The organism is Streptomyces sp. NBC_00249, assembly GCF_026342355.1.
Classification (GTDB): Bacteria; Actinomycetota; Actinomycetes; order Streptomycetales; family Streptomycetaceae; genus Streptomyces.
The window spans coordinates 479,528-497,981 of sequence record NZ_JAPEMV010000007.1; the positions used below are offsets into that span (position 1 = coordinate 479,528).

At 73.5% G+C, this 18,454-nt stretch carries 15 protein-coding genes; 8 read left to right on the forward strand and 7 right to left on the reverse strand.

Features of this window, described 5'->3' with window-relative positions; genetic code table 11:
* The first annotated feature begins 329 nt into the window (after positions 1–329).
* From OOK31_RS29575 to OOK31_RS29590, 4 genes are read left to right on the forward strand one after another with little or no spacing between them, the layout of a single operon-like run.
* Positions 330–3,311, forward strand: a complete 2,982-nt coding sequence (locus tag OOK31_RS29575) for a nitrate- and nitrite sensing domain-containing protein (RefSeq protein ID WP_267090417.1) — start codon at positions 330–332, stop codon at positions 3,309–3,311.
* Positions 3,308–3,745 carry a roadblock/LC7 domain-containing protein gene (locus tag OOK31_RS29580; protein ID WP_267090418.1) on the forward strand — a complete coding sequence of 146 codons (438 nt, stop codon included), beginning with the start codon at positions 3,308–3,310 and terminating at the stop codon, positions 3,743–3,745. Before OOK31_RS29575 ends, OOK31_RS29580 begins: the two co-directional genes overlap by 4 nt.
* Before the next feature lie 10 nt (positions 3,746–3,755).
* On the forward strand, positions 3,756–4,208 hold the full coding sequence (locus OOK31_RS29585; RefSeq protein WP_267090419.1) for a DUF742 domain-containing protein: 453 nt from the start codon (positions 3,756–3,758) through the stop codon (positions 4,206–4,208).
* Complete coding sequence (locus OOK31_RS29590; RefSeq protein WP_267090420.1) at positions 4,189–4,815, forward strand: ATP/GTP-binding protein; 627 nt, start codon at positions 4,189–4,191, stop codon at positions 4,813–4,815. The genes OOK31_RS29585 and OOK31_RS29590 overlap by 20 nt, the downstream gene beginning before the upstream one ends.
* 178 nt (positions 4,816–4,993) lie before the next feature.
* Here the strand turns inward: OOK31_RS29590 and OOK31_RS29595 are convergent, their stop codons facing one another.
* The 3 genes from OOK31_RS29595 to OOK31_RS29605 all read right to left on the reverse strand — a co-directional run bounded on the left by OOK31_RS29595 (position 4,994) and on the right by OOK31_RS29605 (position 7,400).
* A complete protein-coding gene (locus OOK31_RS29595) occupies positions 4,994–6,184 on the reverse strand; it encodes a lipid-transfer protein (RefSeq protein WP_267090421.1) in 1,191 nt (396 codons plus the stop codon).
* Entirely contained in the window at positions 6,181–6,636 is a 456-nt protein-coding gene (locus tag OOK31_RS29600; protein ID WP_267090422.1) for a Zn-ribbon domain-containing OB-fold protein, read from the reverse strand. Before OOK31_RS29600 ends, OOK31_RS29595 begins: the two co-directional genes overlap by 4 nt.
* Positions 6,637–6,698: 62 nt before the next feature.
* Complete coding sequence (locus tag OOK31_RS29605; RefSeq protein WP_267090423.1) at positions 6,699–7,400, reverse strand: M15 family metallopeptidase; 702 nt, start codon at positions 7,398–7,400, stop codon at positions 6,699–6,701.
* Between the two features lie 29 nt (positions 7,401–7,429).
* Here OOK31_RS29605 and OOK31_RS29610 point away from each other — a divergent pair, with 29 nt between their 5' ends.
* Together OOK31_RS29610 and OOK31_RS29615 are read left to right on the forward strand one after the other, a co-directional pair.
* A complete protein-coding gene (locus tag OOK31_RS29610; protein ID WP_267090424.1) occupies positions 7,430–7,939 on the forward strand; it encodes an NUDIX domain-containing protein in 510 nt (169 codons plus the stop codon).
* Positions 7,940–8,094: 155 nt separating this feature from the next.
* Entirely contained in the window at positions 8,095–9,282 is a 1,188-nt protein-coding gene (locus OOK31_RS29615) for a cytochrome P450 (RefSeq protein ID WP_267090425.1), read from the forward strand.
* Positions 9,283–9,373: 91 nt separating this feature from the next.
* On the opposite strand, the gene OOK31_RS29620 is transcribed toward OOK31_RS29615, so the two are convergent.
* Together OOK31_RS29620 and OOK31_RS29625 are read right to left on the reverse strand one after the other, a co-directional pair.
* Positions 9,374–9,916, reverse strand: coding sequence for a hypothetical protein (locus tag OOK31_RS29620; RefSeq protein WP_267090426.1), 543 nt, complete (start codon positions 9,914–9,916; stop codon positions 9,374–9,376).
* A 347-nt stretch (positions 9,917–10,263) separates the two neighbouring features.
* On the reverse strand, positions 10,264–12,708 hold the full coding sequence (locus tag OOK31_RS29625; protein ID WP_267090427.1) for a TIM-barrel domain-containing protein: 2,445 nt from the start codon (positions 12,706–12,708) through the stop codon (positions 10,264–10,266).
* Between the two features lie 211 nt (positions 12,709–12,919).
* Here OOK31_RS29625 and OOK31_RS29630 point away from each other — a divergent pair, with 211 nt between their 5' ends.
* Both OOK31_RS29630 and OOK31_RS29635 read left to right on the forward strand, forming a co-directional pair.
* Positions 12,920–14,896 (forward strand): acetoacetate--CoA ligase, encoded by a 1,977-nt coding sequence (locus tag OOK31_RS29630; protein ID WP_267090428.1) that lies wholly within the window; start codon positions 12,920–12,922, stop codon positions 14,894–14,896.
* Positions 14,897–14,954: 58 nt separating this feature from the next.
* Positions 14,955–15,878 carry a hypothetical protein gene (locus OOK31_RS29635; RefSeq protein ID WP_267090429.1) on the forward strand — a complete coding sequence of 308 codons (924 nt, stop codon included), beginning with the start codon at positions 14,955–14,957 and terminating at the stop codon, positions 15,876–15,878.
* A 79-nt stretch (positions 15,879–15,957) separates the two neighbouring features.
* Here the strand turns inward: OOK31_RS29635 and ptsP are convergent, their stop codons facing one another.
* Positions 15,958–17,628 (reverse strand): phosphoenolpyruvate--protein phosphotransferase, encoded by a 1,671-nt coding sequence (ptsP, locus tag OOK31_RS29640; protein WP_267090430.1) that lies wholly within the window; start codon positions 17,626–17,628, stop codon positions 15,958–15,960.
* 80 nt (positions 17,629–17,708) lie between these two features.
* The gene (locus OOK31_RS29645; RefSeq protein ID WP_267090431.1) at positions 17,709–18,158 is read right to left on the reverse strand and encodes a PTS glucose transporter subunit IIA; all 450 of its coding nucleotides are present in this window, start codon (positions 18,156–18,158) and stop codon (positions 17,709–17,711) included.
* Positions 18,159–18,454 lie beyond the last annotated feature (296 nt).

An 18,454-nucleotide genomic window follows, 5' to 3' on the forward strand; every position in this document is an offset into this window, starting at 1 on the left:
CGTGACCCCACGCCCTGTCAGACGACCGGAGCCGTCCGGAGATTCCCGTGTCCCGGACCCGGCCGCCGCCCCCGCACATCGCGGAACGAAGAATTCCAGCCATCCATCCGGATGTCGGAACCGACGCCTCACGGAGTGTCATCTGCCACATATCGGGCCGGACTTGACCGGAAGTATCGGACAACTCGTGATCTTCGTCCAGGGGTCAGGCCGAAAACGTCCGGACACGCCTTCGATGCCGCTCCGTGTCAGTAGTAGGCTCACGCCGTTTAAATGACGGAACACCGACCCCCGCCAACGGGGTTGAGCTGGGGGAGGCTGGGGAGGCCATGCGCTTTCGCGGGAAGTCCATCCGCCGGAAGATCGTGGCGTTGCTCCTGGTGCCGCTCGTCTCCCTGACCGCCCTCTGGGGCTTCGCCACGGTGATCACCGGCCGTGAGGCGCTGCAGCTGCTCGACGTCGCGTACGTCATCGACAAGGTCGGCTACCCCGTCGAGGACGTCGTCCGGGTCATCCAGAAGGAACGCCGCCAGACCCTCGTCCTCGTCGGCGACCCCCGCTCCGTCTCCGCCACCGCCGAACTCGTCAAGAGCCGCACCGCCACCGACCGGGTGGTCCGCGAGATCACCGCGAACGCCGCGGACCCCGAGGTCCTCGACGAGCTCAGCCCCCAGGCCTCGGAGCGCCTGCACTCCATCCTCGACGCCTTCCACGGCATCGCCGCCCTGCGCCGCTCCGTCGACGCGGGCGCCCTCGACCCGAGCCAGGCCCTGGAGCTCTACTCCCGGCTCGTCGACCCCTGCTACGAGTTCCTGATGAACCTCCACGCCCTGGAGAACGTGGAGATGGACCGGCAGGGCCGCGCCCTCGTCGGTGTCACCCGCGCCCGCGAGACGCTCTCCCGCGAGGACGCCGTCATCGCCTCGGCCCTCGCCGCGGGCAACGTCACCCCCGTCGCCGTCCGGCAGGTCACCGACTTCGCCGCCAAGCGCGCCCTGCACTACGAGCTCGACCTCGCCGTCCTGCCCGCCGACGACCGCAAGGTCTTCGAGCAGTTCTGGGCCGGCCCCGAGACCAAGGCGCTGCGCGACGCGGAGGAACGGTTCATCACCGGCGGCGCCGGCAAGAACCCGCGCGCCGCCTCCCCCGCCCAGTGGGACGAGGCCGCCAACAAGGTCCTCGGCGACCTCGCCACCATGGGCACCGAGGCCGGCGACCGCTACCAGAAGCGCGTCGAGCCGGTCGCGGTGGGCGTCATGGTGCAGGCGGCCGTCGCCGGAGTCCTCGGCTTCATCGCCCTCGCCGTCTCCCTCGTCCTGTCCGTCCGTATCGGCCGCGACCTGGTCCGTGACCTCTCGCAGCTCCGCAAGGACGCCCACGAGGCCTCCGGCGTCCGGCTGCCCGCCGTCATGCGCCGCCTCGCCGCCGGCGAACCGGTCGACGTGGAGACCGAGGCACCCCGCCTGGAGTTCGAGAAGGACGAGGTCGGCCAGGTCGGCCAGGCCCTCAACACCCTCCAGCGCGCCGCCGTCGAGGCCGCCGTCAAGCAGGCCGAGCTCCGCCGCGGCGTCTCCGAGGTGTTCGTCAACCTCGCCCGCCGCAACCAGGTCCTCCTGCACCGCCAGCTGACCCTGCTCGACACCATGGAACGGCGCACCGAGGACACCGAGGAACTCGCCGACCTCTTCCGCCTCGACCACATGACCACCCGCATGCGCCGCCACGCCGAGGGCCTGGTGATCCTCTCCGGCGCCGCGCCCTCCCGCCAGTGGCGCAAGCCCGTCCAGCTCATGGACGTCGTACGCGCGGCCGTGGCCGAGGTCGAGGACTACGAGCGCATCGAGGTACGCCGCCTGCCGCGCCTGGGCATCGAGGGCCCGGCCGTCGCCGACGTCACCCACCTCGTCGCCGAACTCCTGGAGAACGCCACCGTGTTCTCCCCGCCGCACACCGCCGTCCAGGTCCACGGCGAACGCGTGGCCAACGGCTTCACCCTGGAGATCCACGACCGCGGCCTCGGCATGAACCCGGAGGCGCTCCTCGACGCGAACCTCCGCCTCGCCGAGACCCCGGACTTCGAGCTCTCCGACACCGACCGCCTCGGCCTGTTCGTGGTCAGCCGCCTCGCGCGCCGCCACAACATCCGCGTCGTCCTCCAGCCCAGCCCCTACGGAGGCACCACCGCGGTGGTCTTCCTCCCGGCCGAGCTGCTCACCGAGGCCCCCGACACCAACGGCACCGGCATCCGCCTCGACGGGCTGGGGGGCGCCGCGGCCAAGGGCGCCAAGAACCTGAAGGCCGCCGCGGGCGCCAAGGGCCTCGGCCGCCGCCCCGCGCCCGCCGGCGTCGAGAGCGCCCCGCAGGCCCGCCCGCTGCCCGCCGGCGCGCTGAACGGCCCGGTGGAGCTGGAGGGGCCGCTCGGCCTCCTCGGGATCGAGGGCCTGGAAGGTCCCGGACGCCTGGACGGCCTGGACCCCGCCGACGCCCTGGACCCCGCCGCCCTGGACGGACCGGTCACCGGGATCTCCGGCCTCACCGGAGTCGGCGGCCGCCCGCCCATGGCCACCCTCGACGACGAGACCCCGCCCGGCGGCATCCCGCGCAGCGCCCTGCTCGGGCTGCGCCCGGCGGACCGTCCCCACCCGGACCGGCCGCACGCGGAGCGTCCGCACAGCGACCGGCCCCACGGAGACCGGCACCCCGAGCGGGGCGGCTGGAAGGGTGACCGGATCGGCGACCGCAGCGCGGACCGCCACCGGGACTGGGACCGCGCCCGGGACGCCGACCAGGAGGCCGACACCGGCCGCGGCCCGGCCCGTACCCGGGGCGCCGACCGCGAGCGGGACCGGGAGCCGCTGGCGCCCACCGGCCCGGTCCGCCTGGAGCGCTCCCGCGTGGACACCGCCCGCCCCGACGGCGTGCGCCCCTCCGGAGCCGTCCCGCTGCCCCGCCGGCGCCCCACCCCGACCCTGGTCGCGGAGCACGGCCGCCGGGTGGAGCCCCGCCCGGCCGCCGAGCGGCCCGCGCCCCCGGAGCCGGGCGGCGCCGCCGCACCGGGCGGCCTGCCCCGCCGGGTCCGCCAGGCCAGCCTCGCGCCCCAGCTCAAGGACGCCCCGGCCGCCGCCGCGGCCGAAGCCCCCGAACAGCCCTTGACCGACCGGGACGCGGAGGACGTGCGCAGGCGCATGTCCGCCCTCCAGCGGGGCTGGACGGCGGGCCGCGACCACCACGCACAGCAGAAGTCCGAGACCGGGGACGGCACCTCCGCCGCCGGCGGTCCCGCGCACGAGAACGAAGGGGACGGTCGATGACCGCACCGCAGACCGGAAACGACAACCGGGGCCGTGGCTCCGGCCCGCTCAACTGGCTCCTCGACGAACTCGTCGACAAGGTCGCCAGCATCCGCAAGGCGGTCGTGCTGTCCGGCGACGGCCTGCCCACCGGCAGCTCCAAGGACCTCACCCGGGAGGACAGCGAGCACCTGGCCGCCGTGGCCTCGGGCTTCCACAGCCTGGCCAAGGGCGTCGGCCGGCACTTCGACTCCGGCCGGGTCCGCCAGACGGTCGTCGAGCTGGACGAGGCCTTCCTCTTCGTCATGGCCGCCGGCGACGGCAGCTGCCTGGCCGTCCTGTCCGACTCCGACTCCGACGTCGGCCAGGTCGCGTACGAGATGACGCTGATGGTCAAGCGCGTAGGCGACCACCTGGCGACCGCCCCGCGCACCGGGCTGCCAGCCGGAGGGTGAGTCGTACGGCATGAGCGACCCAGGCCAGGACCACCCCACCGGCACCCCCGCAACCCCGGGGGTGCCCGCCGCGACGCCCGAACCCGGCCATCAGCGCTGGTTCGACGACGAAGCGGGCCCCGTCGTCCGCCCCTACGCCATGACCCGCGGCCGGACCAGCCATGCCGGCCAGCACCGCCTCGACCTGATCGCCCTGGTCGTCGCCGAGGCGGCGGCCGACGATCCGGTGTGGGACCTGACCCTGTCCCCGGAACACGCCCACATCCTCGGGCTCTGCCGGGAACGCCACCGGTCCGTCGCGGAACTCGCCGCGGACCTCGATCTGGCCATCGGCGTCGTCCGGGTCCTGATCGGTGACCTCGTCGACGACGAACTGGTCCATGTGACCCGGCCGGTCCCGCCGGCCGAACTGCCCGACGAATCCATTCTGCGTGAGGTGATCGATGGCCTTCGGGCGCTCTAGCCGCACCGGCGCGATGCATGCCGTGTCGCCGGTCGAACCGCTGACCTTGAAGATCCTGGTCGCGGGCGGCTTCGGGGTGGGCAAGACCACCCTGGTCGGCGCGGTGAGCGAGATCCGCCCGCTGCGCACGGAGGAACGGCTCTCCGAACCGGGCGTCGGCATCGACGACACCGGGGGAGTGGAGGGCAAGAGCACCACGACCGTCGCCATGGACTTCGGCCGCATCACCCTGCGCGAGGACCTGGTGCTCTACCTGTTCGGCACGCCCGGACAGGACCGCTTCTGGTTCCTGTGGGACGAGCTGGCCCAGGGCTCCCTCGGGGCCGTGGTGCTGGCCGACACCCGCCGGCTCGCCGACTGCTTCGCGGCGATCGACTACTTCGAACGCCGCGGCATCCCCTTCGTCGTCGCGGTCAACTGCTTCGACGGCGCCGAGCGCCACCCGGTGGTGACGGTCCGCGAGGCGCTCGACCTCGACCCCGAGGTACCGGTACTGCTCTGTGACGCCCGCGACCGGGAGTCGGTCAAGGACGTGCTGGTGGGGGTCGTGGAACACGCGATGACCCTGGCCAGGGCCCGCCGCCGCAGCCTCACGGCCGGAGCCTGACGGGCCGCGCCGACCGACCTCCGGCATGGAGGCGGCCCGTACCCCCGCCGACTGGGGTACGGGCCGCGGCTCTCATGGGGGGACACGGGGTCCCGGTCACGGCGCGGGACTGTGCAGCGAGTGTGAACCCGCCACCGGGGTCCGTCAAGAGTGCGGACAGCAGGCCCTGTTCACCCCCTCAGCGCACGGCCACCACGGCCGACCCGTGCCCGAACAGCCCCTGGTTCGCGGTGATCCCGGCCCGTGCCCCCGGCACCTGCCGGGCTCCGGCCGTACCCCGCAACTGCCAGGTCAGCTCGCACACCTGGGCGATGGCCTGCGCCGGCACCGCCTCCCCGAAGGAGCCGAGACCGCCGCTCGTGTTCACCGGGATCCGCCCGCCGAGCGCCGTCGCGCCCTCCCGGACCAGCTTGGCCCCCTCGCCCTCGCCGCAGAGCCCGATGTCCTCGTACCACTGCAACTCCAGCGCCGTGGACAGGTCGTACACCTCGGCCAGCGACAGGTCCCGCGGCCCCAGCCCCGCCTCCTCGTAGGCGGCGCGGGCGATCGACGCCCGGAAGGACTCCGCCGCACCTGCGGCGGCCACCGTCGAGTCGGTCGCGATGTCCGGCAGGTCCAGCACCGTACGCGGATACGTGGGCGTCACCGTGGACACCGCCCGGATCCGCACCGGGTCCGCCACCCCGCGCGCCCGCGCGAAGTCCATGCTGGAGAGCACCAGGGCCGCGCCCCCGTCGGAGGTGGCGCAGATGTCCAGCAGCCGCAGCGGATCGGCCACCACCGGCGAGGCCGCGACCTCCTCGGCGGTGACGGCCTTGCGGTAGCGGGCGTTCGGGTTGAGCGCCCCGGCGGCCGCGTTCTTCACCTTGACCAGCGCGAAGTCCTCGGCCGTGTCCCCGAGCAGCGCCATCCGGCGGCGGGCGTACAGCCCGAAGTAGGCCGGGTTCGTGGCCCCCAGGACCCGGAACCGCAGCCAGTCCGGATCGTCGGGCCGCTCACCCCCGGCCGGGGCGAAGAACCCCTTGGGCGCGGCGTCGGCGCCCACCACCAGCACCACGTCCGCCAGCCCGGCCAGGATCTGCGCCCGCGCCGCCCCGATGGCCTGGGCCCCGGAGGCGCAGGCCGCGTACACGCTGGTCACCCGGGCGCCCTGCCAGCCGAGCGCCTGCGCGAAGGTGGCCCCGGCGACGTAGCCCGGATATCCGCAGCGCACGGTGTCGGCGCCGACGACCGACCCGACGTCGGTCCACTCCAGCCCGGCGTCGGCGAGCGCGGCCCGGGCGGCGGCCCGCCCGTACTCGACGAAGCTGCGCCCCCACTTGCCCCACGGGTGCATGCCGGCCCCCAGCACGGCCACGTCCGCGCTCACGAGGCCCCTCCCACCGGCCGGAACCGCCAGGTCGTCCGGACGCTCCCGGCCTCGCCGTCCATCACCCCGGGCACCACCTCGACCTCCGCGCCGACCGGCAGATCGGCCACCGTCACCCCGGGCTCCGCCTGCCCGAGCACGACCATCCCCTCGGTCTCCAGCTCCACGGCGACCAGCGTGTACGGCTCCCAGGGCACGTCCGGGTCGGACACGTACGGCGCCGGCGGCCGGTAGCGGCCGTCGGTGCAGGACCAGACCCGGCCGCGCGGCGACAGCGGCACCTCGGCGAGCTCACCGCCCCCGGGGCAGTGCGGATTGCGGCAGTACGCGTCCTCGCGCGGGAAGAACACCGCGGTGCAGGCGGAACACCTGGTCCCGAGCAGGCGGAAGCCGCCCTCCGCGCCCGGACCGGTGAACCACCCGCTCACGACGGGTGTGCGTGTGCTTTCCAAGACCCCTCCCGACAACCAGATCTGACGAAGCGTCAGAAGTCTGCCACGGGAGAGGTGAGAGGTCACCGGTTCCGGTCGAGCCACTTCCGCCCGGCCGCGAGGGACACCGGAACGTCGAAAGCCGTGTCGGGGAAGGCCTCCGGCCGCAACGTGAAGTGCCACCACTCCTCAGGCAGGTTCACGAACCCCTGCCCGCCCAGCACCCGCACCAGCAGCCGGCGATTCTCCCGCGCCGCCCCCGACACCCGCGGATCATCGGTGTGGGACAGCGGACCGAAGAAGTCGAAGGGCGTCCCCATGTCCACCTCCCGGCGCACGGGCAGCCGTACCAGCGTCACGTCCACCGTGCTCCCACGACTGTGCGACGACCGCGCCGCGATGTACCCCTCCGGGATCAGCCGCGCCTTGTCCACGTCCGGGTAGTACTCCGCCTTCACCGCCGGATCGTCCGGCTCCCCGGCCCACCGCACGAACCGGTCCACCGCCCGCTGCGGCCGGTAGCAGTCGTACACCTTCAGTGAGTACCCGGACCGCAGCAACTCCCGCTGCGCCCGCCGCAAGGCCTCCGCCGCCGGCCGGGCCAGCAGGCAGACCGGCTCCTCGTACCCGTCCACCCGCGAGCCCGTGAAGTTCCGCGGACCCGCGTACCGCACGTCCTCCCCGATGCTCGGATCGAGGTCCCGCAACGCCACGAACCCCGAAAGCCGCTCCTGCGCCCCCGAGGGCACCGCCAGCCCCGCCAACACCGTCGCAACCACCAGCATCCGCATGCCCCTTGGCATACCATCCCCGCATGCCGGCACCCCTGAAGGACTCGCACTGCTCCACCTGCGGAGCCTTGTTCGACACCGCCTCCTGGCCCCGTACGTGCGCCACGTGCGGCGCCGTCACCTACCGCAACCCGCTCCCGGTGGCCGTCGCCCTGGTCCCGGTCGAGGACGCCTCCGGGACCGGCCTGGTGGTCATCACCCGCACCATCGAACCGGCCCTGGGCGGAGTCGCCCTGCCCGGCGGGTTCATGGACTTCGGCGAGGACTGGCGCGAGGCCGTGGTCCGCGAACTCCGCGAGGAGACCGGCATCGTGGCCCCGGCCGCGGAGGTCACCCTCGCCGACGTCATGACCTCCCCGGCGGGCCACCTCCTCGTCTTCGGCCTCCTGCCCCCGCGCCCGGCGGCCACCCTCCCGCCCTCCGCCCCCACCGACGAGACCACGGGCTGGCACACCCTCCACACCCCCACGGAACTGGCCTTCCCCCTCCACACCCGAGCGGCGGCCACCTGGTTCGCGGGGCGCTACATCTGACGCACCGTCAAAACAAAGACAGCAGCCGGAGTTCCCGTTCCCTTCCCGCCGGGATCCCGGGTTCACCTGGAGGAGCTGTTTCACGACACTTTCTTGGTGCAAGATCAAGACCGCACTTGCACCCGGCATTCGCCGCAGCTCTGAGGAGGAACCCCGTGGCCGAAGCGCCCCTGACGGAGATCGACCTGTTCGCCGTCTCCGACCAGCGCACCCGCGAGGAGCAGTACCAGGCCCTGCGGGACCTGGGCCCCGTCGTCCGGCTGAGCGAGCCGGACGCCTACGTGGTCACCCGCTACGACGAGGTGAAAGCCGCGCTGGCCGACGACGACACCTTCATCTCCGGCGAGGGCGTGGGCTTCAACCCCCAGCTGAACCAGATGATGCAGGGCACGGCCCTGGTCAGCGACGGGGCCGAGCACGACCTGATGCGCTCCGTCGTCGGCGCCCCGCTCCAGCCCGGCCCCGTGCGCGCCCGCAGCGAGGAGATCGCGCAGAGGGCACGGGACCTGGTCGCCTCCCTCATCGCCAAGGGCGACATCGACGGCGTCACGGACGTGGCGCAGGCGATGCCGATGCTGGTCATACCCGACCTCCTCGGCCTGCCCGAACGCAACCGCGAGCACCTGTACGAGTGGGCCAAGGGCGGCACCGACCTGCTGGGCCCGTCCACGGAGCGCTCGGCGGGACAGGCCGCGCAGATGATCGAGATGGTCAAGTTCACCCACGAGCTCGCGGCGAACCGGGAGTTCGAGCCCGGCAGCCCCGGCGCCGCCGTGCTGGAGGCCGCCGACGAAGGTGTCCTGCCCAAGGAGAAGTGCCCGATCGTCCTCTTCGAGTTCATGGGCTCGTCGCTGGAGACCACCGCCACCGCGATCTGCCACCTCCTCGTCACCTTCGCCCAGCGCGGCGACCAGTGGGCCGCGCTGCGCGCCCAGCCCGGACTGGTCTCGTCCACGATCAACGAGCTGCTCAGATTCCAGAGCCCGCTCCGGGGCCTGACCCGCGTCGCCACGCGCGACACGGAGCTCGGCGGCGTCACGATCCCGAAGGGTGCCCGGGTGTGGCTCCTGTTCGCCTCAGCGAACCGCGACGAGCGCAAGTGGGAGCGCGCGGACGAGTTCGACTTCCGCCGCAACCCCCTCGACCACCTCGCCTTCGGCCACGGCACGCACAACTGCGCCGGCCAGGGCGTCGCCCGCCTGGAGATGCACGCCCTGATCCACGCGCTCCTGGACGCCGTCGAGCGCATCGAGTTCACCGGCGACCCGGTGATCGCCGAGAACACCCTGATGAACACCTACGACGCGATCCCCATCCGACTGGTACCCCCGAACGCAGCCTGAGAGCCCACGCGGGGGCTGGCACTCCAGCCCCCGCGGCGATGCACGGCACCGGACGACGCGGTCTTGACCGGCAAGATCCGAAAGAGACGGCCTAGACGGGCAGCTCCATCACCAGCCCCGCCAGCGCCACCACCCCGACCGCCGTCCCCGCGACCACCGCGCCCTGCCCCCACAGCACCCGCGCGGGGACGCGGCGCGAGCGCAGGAGCACCCCCGCCAGCAGCGGGAGCACCGCACTCGCCGTCGTCCACGCCCAGACCCGACCGAAGCCCGGGGCCTGGGAGCCGAGCCACCAGTGCACCAACGCCGCCGGGAACGCCGACATCGCCACCGCCAGCACGGCCACCGCGACCGGCTCCGGCCAGGCACTCAGCCGGGCGGTCCACCGGCCCAGCGCGGCCACCGCCTTCACCACGAGCAGCCCGTGCAGGTAGCCGGCCGCCGCCGCGGTCAACGCCGCGACCCCGAGCACCGCCGCCGAACCCCCGGCGGCACCCCGCGTCACCAGCAGCAGCGCCCACACCGTGACCAACTGCCACGCCCCGACCACCTCGGCCCCCGGCGCCAGGTCCCACCGCCGGACACCGCCCCGCCGCTCCCCGGCGTACGCCCGCGCCGGGCTCATTAACACCATCTCTGACTCCCACTCCACCGGCCCGACGGCCCACCCGCCACACCACCGCCCACCCTGCAACCACCCCCTACGACACCCCTATAACCCCCACCCACCACCCCACCCACCACCCCACCCACCACCTATGCCAGGCACACAGGGGGTCATCGCCACGTGACCGGAGGGGTCGGGGGCGGGGTGGGGTGTCGTCCGGGGCTAAAACGTGATTTGTGGCGCGCAAGCCCCCGTACCACCACACTCCCGTTCAGGCGCCATAAATCATGCCCGCCCCGGACGACACCCCACCCCGCCCCCGACCCCGGCCCACGACACCCCGCCCGGCCGCCCCCCGCCAACCCGCGCTCCCCTCACACCCCCCCCCCCACAACCCCCTCCACCACCACCCCCGCCTCGTCCTCGACCACCACCGCGTCCCCGACCCACCGCACGGTGTACCGCTCCACCTCACCCACCCCGAACCCCGCCCCCGCCCCCACTGCCGCTTCCGCTTCCGCATCCCGGATCACCACCCCACCCCCCGTCCGCCCCCGCGCCGGCGCCCACGCCTCCAGCCCCACCGACCCGTCCCCAAGCCGCACCGGCAGCACCGCCCCCGCCCGCGCCAGCACCGGCATCCGCCCCGGCGGCGCCTCGAACAGCACCTGCCCGGGCCCCTCGTACGCCGCCCCCGTCGTCGTGCAGTACCAGCGCCCGCGCGGCAACCGCACCGCCCGCCGGTCCGCCCCGCACTCCAGCACCGGGGCCACCAGCAGCGCGTCCCCCAGCAGGAACGCGTCCTCGCAGTCCCGCAGCACCCGGTCCTCCGGCGCCCCCCACCACACCGGCCGCACGTACGGCGCTCCCGTCCGCCGTGCCAGATGGGCCAGCGTCACGAAGTACGGCCGCAGCCGCTCCCGTTCCGCCAGCACCTCCGCGGCCCGCTGCGCCACCTCCGGCCCGAACTCCCACGGCTCCCGCCGCCCCGCCCAGATCGCCGCGTGCGTCCGGAACAGCGGCAGGTACGCCCCCAGCTGGAACCACCGCAGGTACAGCTCCGGCGACGGAGCCCCCCCGAACCCCCCGACGTCCGGCCCGGAGTACGGCACCCCGCACAGCCCCAGCCCCAGCACCAGCGCCAGCGACGCCCGCAGCCCGTCCCAGCTCGACTCGACGTCCCCCGACCACGTGCCCCCGTACCTCTGCATCCCCGCCCACCCCGACCGCGAGAACAGGAACGGCCGTTCCGCGGGCCGCAGCCGCACCAGCGCCTCCCACCCCGCCCGCGCCATCCCCAGCGCGTACACGTTGTGCGCCTCCCGGTGGTCCCCGCCGCGCCCCTCCAGCACGTGCCGCGTCGACCGCGGCAGCGTCGCGTCCCCGAACGCCGCGAACGACACGGGCTCGTTCATGTCGTGCCAGAACCCGGCGAAGCCCTGCGCGAGCCGCTCCTCGTACAGCCCGCCCCACCACTCCCGCGCCGCCGGATCCGTGAAGTCCGGGTACGCGCACTCGCCCGGCCAGACCTCGCCGCGCACCTCCCCGCCCCGCGCGTCCCGTACGAACGCCCCGTGCTCGCCGACCGCCAGCCCGGCCGTGTGCACCGCGTCCCCCGCCTTCACCGCCGGGTCGACGATCGACACGAGCCGCACCCCCTGGCTCCCCAGCTCCTGCGCCAGCCCCGGCAGGTCCGGGAACGCCTCCCGGTCCACCGTGAACACCCGGTGCCCGTCGTAGTGGTCGATGTCCAGGTGCACCGCCGACAGCGGCAGCCCCCGCTCCCGGTACCCGGCCACCACCCGCCGCACCTCCGCCGCGCTCCCGAACCCCCACCGCGCGTGCTGGTACCCCAGCGCCCACTCCGGCGGCACGGCCGCCGCCCCGGTCAGCCCCGACCACCCCTGGAGCACCCGTGCCGGAGTCCCCAGCAGCACCCAGCACCGGGCCGGCCCGCCCTCCAGCCGCAGCTCGCTCGACCCGGGCCGGTCGGCCCCCGATCCGGCTCCCTCCTCACCCTCGCGCAGCACCACATTCCCGTCCCAGGAGTTGTCGTAGAACGCCAGATGCGTACCGGAGTCCGCGACGACCAACTGCACCGGCATCGTGATGTACAGCGGGTCCGTCCCCGCCCCGAACCCGCCCTTCGGATCGGTGTTCCACAGCCGGTACTCCCCGTCCCGCAGCCGCGGCCCCGACGCCCGCCCGCCCAGCCCGAAGAACCGCGCGTCCGCCGGCACCTCCGCCCGCTGCAACCACCGCGCCCCGCCCACCGGCCGCGTACCGTCACCCACCCCACCCGCGGGCCCCGCGCCCACCGGCCCCGCACCCGGCCCCACCCCACCCACCGGCGGAGCCACCGGCTCCCACCACCGCGGCGGCAGCTCCCGCCGCAGCACCGTCCCGCCCGGGGTCCGCACCTCCACCGCCCCGTGCCGCGACACCGCCACCGTCACCCGCTCCGACACCACCCGCCAGCCGCCCCCGGTGTCCGGCTCCAGCACCGCCCGCGGGTCCGGCTCCGGCCCGCCGCCCGGCACCGCGTACGACGGCGACGGCTCCGCCCCGTCCCAGCCCCAGAACACCGCACCGCCCACGGTCACCCGTACCAGCAGCTCGGACCGCGCGAACCGCAGCACACCCCCGCCCGGCCGGGCCTCCGTACCCGCCAGCAGCCCCGGCACCCGCGCCCGCTCCGCACCCCGGCGCGGGAGCCCCTCCGCGTCCGCCCGCCGGTTGCGCCACGCCGAGCGCCAGGCGCGCCGCCCCCGCGCCGTACCGATCTCTTTCACCGCACGCACCAGTTCACGACCGTCCATGGCGCTCACCCTGCCACCGGCCCCAGGGCCGGCGTGGTGCGTTCAGCTGCCGTTCACCCGGAAAACGATCAACCCCGACCGCACAGGACAGCTCTGGTGCGGATGTCGATCACATGGCAAGGTCCCTGTGAGCCGCCGCGCGCACACCTACGCCGCGGTGGCACCGTACGCACACGAAGCGCGAGCCACAGACTTGACCGGGAGCCGACCCATGACCTCAGCCACCCAGCCGGAACCCCTCTGGTCCCCGAGCCCCGACAGGATCGCGGCGGCCCGCATCACCGCCTTCCAGGCATGGGCGGCCGAACGCTTCGGCGCTCCGGCGGACGGCGGCTACCCGGCCCTGCACAGCTGGTCCGTCGACGAGCTCGACACCTTCTGGCAGGCCGTCGCCGAGTGGTTCGACGTACGGTTCACCACCCCCTACGAGTCGGTCCTCGCCGACCGCTCCATGCCGGGCGCCCGCTGGTTCACCGGCTCCACCCTCAACTACGCCGAGCACGCCCTGCGCGCCGCCGAGGACCCGGCCCGCGCCGAGGACCCGGCCCTGCTCCACGTCGACGAGACCCACGAGCCCACCCCCGTCACCTGGGTCGAGCTCCGCCGCCAGGTCGGCTCCCTCGCCGCCGAGCTGCGCACCCTCGGCGTCCGCCCCGGCGACCGGGTCAGCGGCTACCTCCCCAACATCCCCGAGGCCGTCGTCGCCTTCCTCGCGACCGCGGCCGTCGGCGGCGTCTGGACCTCCTGCGCCCCCGACTTCGGCGCCCGCAGCGTCCTGGACCGCTTCCAGCAGGTCGAGCCGGTCGTCCTGTTCACCGTCGACGGCTACCGCTACGGCGGCAAGGAGCACGACCGCCGCGAGACCGTCGCCGAACTGCGCGCCGAGCTCCCTTCGCTGCGCGCCGTCGTCCACGTCCCGCTGCTGGGCACGCCCGCCCCCGAAGGCACCCGGGCCTGGTCCGAGCTGACCTCCGCCGCCACCGAGCCCGTCTTCGAGGCGGTCCCGTTCGACCATCCGCTGTGGATCCTCTACTCCTCCGGCACGACCGGCGTGCCGAAGGCCATCGTCCAGTCGCAGGGCGGCATCCTCCTGGAGCACCTCAAGCAGCTCGGCCTGCACTGCGACCTCGGCCCCGAGGACCGGTTCTTCTGGTACACCTCCACGGGCTGGATGATGTGGAACTTCCTCGTCTCCGGCCTGCTGACCGGCACCACCGTCGTCCTCTACGACGGCAGCCCCGGCCACCCCGACACCGGCGCCCAGTGGCGGATCGCCGAGCGCACCGGAGCCACCCTCTACGGCACCTCCGCCGCCTACGTCATGGCCTGCCGCAAGGCCGAGGTCCACCCCTCCCGCGACTTCGACCTCTCGAAGATCAAGTGCGTGGCGACCACCGGCTCCCCGCTCCCGCCCGACGGCTTCCGCTGGCTCCACGACGAGGTGGCCGAGGACCTCTGGATCGCCTCCGTCAGCGGCGGCACCGACGTCTGCAGCTGCTTCGCCGGCGCCGTCCCCACCCTGCCCGTCCACATCGGCGAGCTCCAGGCGGCCTGCCTCGGTACGGACCTCCAGGCCTGGGACCCGGCCGGAAAGGCCCTCGTGGGCGAGGTCGGCGAGCTGGTCGTCGCGAGCCCGATGCCCTCCATGCCCGTCCACTTCTGGAACGACCCGGACGGCGCCCGCTACCACGAGAGCTACTTCGAGATGTTCCCCGGCGTCTGGCGCCACGGGGACTGGATCACGATGACCGAACAGGGCTCCGTCGTCATCCACGGCCGCTCCGACTCCACCCTCAACCGGCAGGGCGTCCGGATGGGCTCCGCCGACATCTACGAGGTCGTCGAGCGCCTCCCCGAGATCAAGGAATCCCTGGTCATCGGCCTGGAGGAGCCGAACGGCGGCTACTGGATGCCGCTCTTCGTGCACCTCGCCCCCGGCGCCACCCTCGACGAGGCCCTCCGCAAGAAGATCAGCACCGCGATCCGGGAGCAGCTCTCCCCGCGCCACGTCCCGGACGAGGTCATCGAGATCCCGGCGGTCCCGCACACCCTGACCGGCAAGCGCATCGAGGTCCCGGTCAAGCGCCTCCTCCAGGGCACCCCCCTGGCCAAGGCGGTCAACCCCGGCTCGGTCGACAACCCGGGACTCCTCGCCTTCTACGAGGAGCTGGCCCGCACCCGGAAGTGACTGTCAGTCCCCACGATTACTCTGAGTGAGCAAGCCATCGCACCACTCAGGGGGACAAATGAAGAACACACCGACCACCCCACCCACCCCACCCACACCGGACACCGGCCGCTGCCGTGAGCTGCGCCGCGAGGTCCCCAGCACCGTCGGCCTCCTCGCCGACGCCGGGGACTTCGCGGCCATGCGGGACTACGCCAGCTTCGCGTTCGACCACCGCGACGACTACGCCGACTACCTCCACCACATGGACGCCGTCCTGCGCTCCCTCACCGCCCAGGGCATCCACACGACCGTCGCCCTCTTCGACCCCGAGGAGTACGCCGACTACTGCGCCGACCACGGCCTCGACCCGGACAGCGCGGGCACCCGTACCCGCTTCACCGCGGAACTGGCCGCCGGCGCCGGGGCCCTGCCCTACACCGGCCAGCCCATCGAGGAACTGGCACCGCTCCTCGTGGACGAGGCCGTCCGGCAGGCCACATGGGAGTACGCCACCATGCTCCTCGCCGGAGCCGGCACCTGCGCCGACTGCGGGGAGGACATCGGCCGGTCCTCCCTCGAACGCGCCACCCACATCCTGCGGCGCCTGATCACGGGCGCCGGCCCGGGCCACCACCACCTCGTCTGCAGCATCCCCGCCGAGGAGGAGCAGCTCGTCGCCGTCCTGCACGCGCAGGTCCCCGACGACCCCGGGGCCGGCCCCCGCGTCGACGGCCGGGAGGGCCTCGACTTCACCACCGTCCTCGCCGCCGGCATCGCCCTCGGCGGCGCCGGCGGCCTGGTCCTGCGCAGCACCACCGAGGGATTCCGGGACCGGGTCCACGGCTGGCGCCTGGACGGCGGCCGCCTGGTCACCCTCACCGCGGCCGCCGTCTTCGACGCCTACTGCACGGACGCCGACACCGGCGACCCCGTGGCCCCGGAACCGGGCGTCGAATACTGCCCCGGCTACGAGGTGGACACCTCCGGCCCCCACCACTAGAGGGGGACACCCCGGGGGAGGACGACCGAGGGGCCCCCGCCACCGGCGAAGGCCCCTCGATCGTCGAACACGCTGACGGCTACTCGCCGGACAGCACCGCCTGCGCGGCCACGCGGGCCTCCTCGGCGCTGTCGGCGGCGCGCGCGGCCGCGGCCGCACGCTCGCACTGCGCGAGGGTGTACTTCGCGAGCGTCGCCCGCACGTACGGAATGGAAGCGGCACCCATCGACAGGGAGGTGACACCCAGACCGGTCAGCACACAGGCCAGCAGCGGGTCCGAAGCGGCCTCACCACAGACACCACAGCTCTTGCCCTCGGCCTTGGCCGCCTCGGCGGACATGGCGATCAGGTCGAGCAGCGCCGGCTGCCACGGGTCCTGGAGCCGGGACACGGCCCCCACCTGGCGGTCGGCGGCGAAGGCGTACTGCGCGAGGTCGTTCGTCCCCAGCGAAAGGAACTCGACCTCCTGCAGGATCGAGCGCGCCCGCAGCGCGGCGGAGGGAATCTCCACCATCGCACCGAACTTCGCCCGCAGCCCGGCCTCGCGGCACGCGTCCGCGAACGCCTTGGCGTCGATCCGGTCGGCCACCATCGGGGCCATGACCTCGAGGTAGACCGGCAGGCCCTCGGCCGCCTTCGCCAGCGCGGTGAGCTGCGTACGCAGCACGTCCGGGTGGTCCAGCAGCGAGCGCAGACCACGTACGCCCAGAGCCGGGTTCGGCTCGTCGCCCGGGGTCAGGAAGTCCAGCGGCTTGTCCGCGCCGGCGTCCAGCACCCGCACGACGACACGTCCCTCGGGGAAGGCCTCCAGCACCTTGCGGTACGACTGGATCTGCTTCTCCTCGGACGGAGCCTTCTTGCTGTCGTCCAGGAAGAGGAACTCCGTACGGAACAGGCCCACACCCTCGGCCCCGGCCTCCACGGCCGCCGGCACGTCCGCCGGACCACCGACGTTGGCCAGCAGCGGCACCTTGTGACCGTCGGAGGTGGCGCCCGGACCGGAGGAGGCGGACAGCGCCGCCTTCCGCTCGGCCGCGGCGGCCTCCAGCTCGGCCCGCTTCTCCGCCGTCGGTTCGACGAACAGGTCGCCGGTGCTGCCGTCGACGGCGATGACCGTACCCTCGGCGATCTCACCGGCACCCGGCAGCGCCACGATGGCCGGCACGCCCAGCGCCCGCGCGAGGATCGCACTGTGGCTGGTCGGTCCGCCCTCCTCGGTGACGAAGCCGAGCACGAGCGCCGGGTCGAGCAGCGCCGTGTCGGCGGGCGCCAGGTCCCGCGCGATCAGTACGTACGGCTCGTCACTGTCCGGGACGCCCGGCATCGGCACGCCCAGCAGGCGCGCCACGATCCGGTTGCGTACGTCGTCCAGGTCGGCCACACGCCCGGCCATGTACTCGCCGGCCCCCGCGAGCAGGTCGCGGTAGGCGGCGAACGCGTCGTACACACCGCGCTCGGCGGTGCTGCCGACGGCGATCCGCCGGTCCACGTCAGCCATCAGCTCGGGGTCCTCGGCGATCATCGCCTGGGCCTCGAGCACGTGCTGAGCCTCGCCACCGGCCAGCTGGCCACGCGCGATCAGGTCGGCCGCCACGGCACTCACGGCCTGACGGGCGCGCCCCTGTTCGCGCTCCGCCTCGTCCGCGGTGATCTGCTTCGCCGGCGGTTCGAGAACCGCCGTACCCATGTGCCGAACCTCGCCGATCGCCACACCGTGGCTCACGCCGACGCCTCGCAGCGTTGTCTCCATTTCACCCGTCTCCGATTGAGCGGCGGGCCCAGCCGCCGCGGTGGATGTCCGACTCGCCCGCGCCTGTGCGGGCGGACGTGTCACTGCCAGCTGAAGAGAGCGTCGTCAGCCTTCACGTCCCCGGACTCGACGACCTCGGAGAGGGAGTCGGGGGTCGCCTCGAGCGCCACGACGGGGCAGATCGGGGACTTGCCGGCGGCCTCGACGGCAGCGGGGTTCCAGCGGATGACGGCCTGACCACGGGTCACGGTGTCGCCCTTGTTGACGAGCAGCTCGAAGCCCTCGCCGTTGAGCTGGACCGTGTCGATCCCGAGGTGCGTGAGTACACCGTGACCCTCGGCGTCGACTACTACGTACGCGTGCGGGTGCAGGGAGACGACCACACCGTCCACGGGAGCCACCGCCTCCGAGGGCTCGCGCACGGGATCAATGGCGGTGCCCGGACCCACCATCGCGCCGGAGAACACCGGATCGGGCACTGCCGCGAGTCCGATGGCCTGCCCGGCAAGTGGGGACGTCACGCTGGTCATGGGGGCCTCCCAGGGGTGGGGCTTCTTCGTGTCGCCGTCACTACCTGTCGCGAACGGCGTACTCTCAGAAGGATATGTCACAGGATGTTCGGGTTCGCCCGATGTTGGTCCTGATCCGGGCTGGTCCTTTGGCACGGAGACTAGTGGACTAGACCGGTGGACTAGACCATACGCGTGAATCGATTTGCCTGGGCACCAGCAGGCCTGTACTGTCGTGACTCCCGCCAGGACGTGCCGCGTGAACATCTCGCGAACAACCGATGGACGGGACTCCTCCTCAAGCAGTGCTCATCTCG

Bases quoted from the DNA above. Each gene is read 5' to 3' on its own strand.
- OOK31_RS29575 (WP_267090417.1), top strand. From the start codon at position 330: ATGCGCTTTCGCGGGAAGTCCATCCGCCGGAAGATCGTGGCGTTGCTC.
- OOK31_RS29580 (WP_267090418.1), top strand. From the start codon at position 3,308: ATGACCGCACCGCAGACCGGAAACGACAACCGGGGCCGTGGCTCCGGC.
- OOK31_RS29585 (WP_267090419.1), top strand. From the start codon at position 3,756: ATGAGCGACCCAGGCCAGGACCACCCCACCGGCACCCCCGCAACCCCG.
- OOK31_RS29590 (WP_267090420.1), top strand. From the start codon at position 4,189: ATGGCCTTCGGGCGCTCTAGCCGCACCGGCGCGATGCATGCCGTGTCG.
- OOK31_RS29605 (WP_267090423.1), bottom strand. From the start codon at position 7,400: ATGCTGGTGGTTGCGACGGTGTTGGCGGGGCTGGCGGTGCCCTCGGGG.
- OOK31_RS29610 (WP_267090424.1), top strand. From the start codon at position 7,430: ATGCCGGCACCCCTGAAGGACTCGCACTGCTCCACCTGCGGAGCCTTG.
- OOK31_RS29620 (WP_267090426.1), bottom strand. From the start codon at position 9,916: ATGGTGTTAATGAGCCCGGCGCGGGCGTACGCCGGGGAGCGGCGGGGC.
- OOK31_RS29625 (WP_267090427.1), bottom strand. From the start codon at position 12,708: ATGGACGGTCGTGAACTGGTGCGTGCGGTGAAAGAGATCGGTACGGCG.
- OOK31_RS29630 (WP_267090428.1), top strand. From the start codon at position 12,920: ATGACCTCAGCCACCCAGCCGGAACCCCTCTGGTCCCCGAGCCCCGAC.
- OOK31_RS29635 (WP_267090429.1), top strand. From the start codon at position 14,955: ATGAAGAACACACCGACCACCCCACCCACCCCACCCACACCGGACACC.
- ptsP (WP_267090430.1), bottom strand. From the start codon at position 17,628: ATGGAGACAACGCTGCGAGGCGTCGGCGTGAGCCACGGTGTGGCGATC.
- OOK31_RS29645 (WP_267090431.1), bottom strand. From the start codon at position 18,158: ATGACCAGCGTGACGTCCCCACTTGCCGGGCAGGCCATCGGACTCGCG.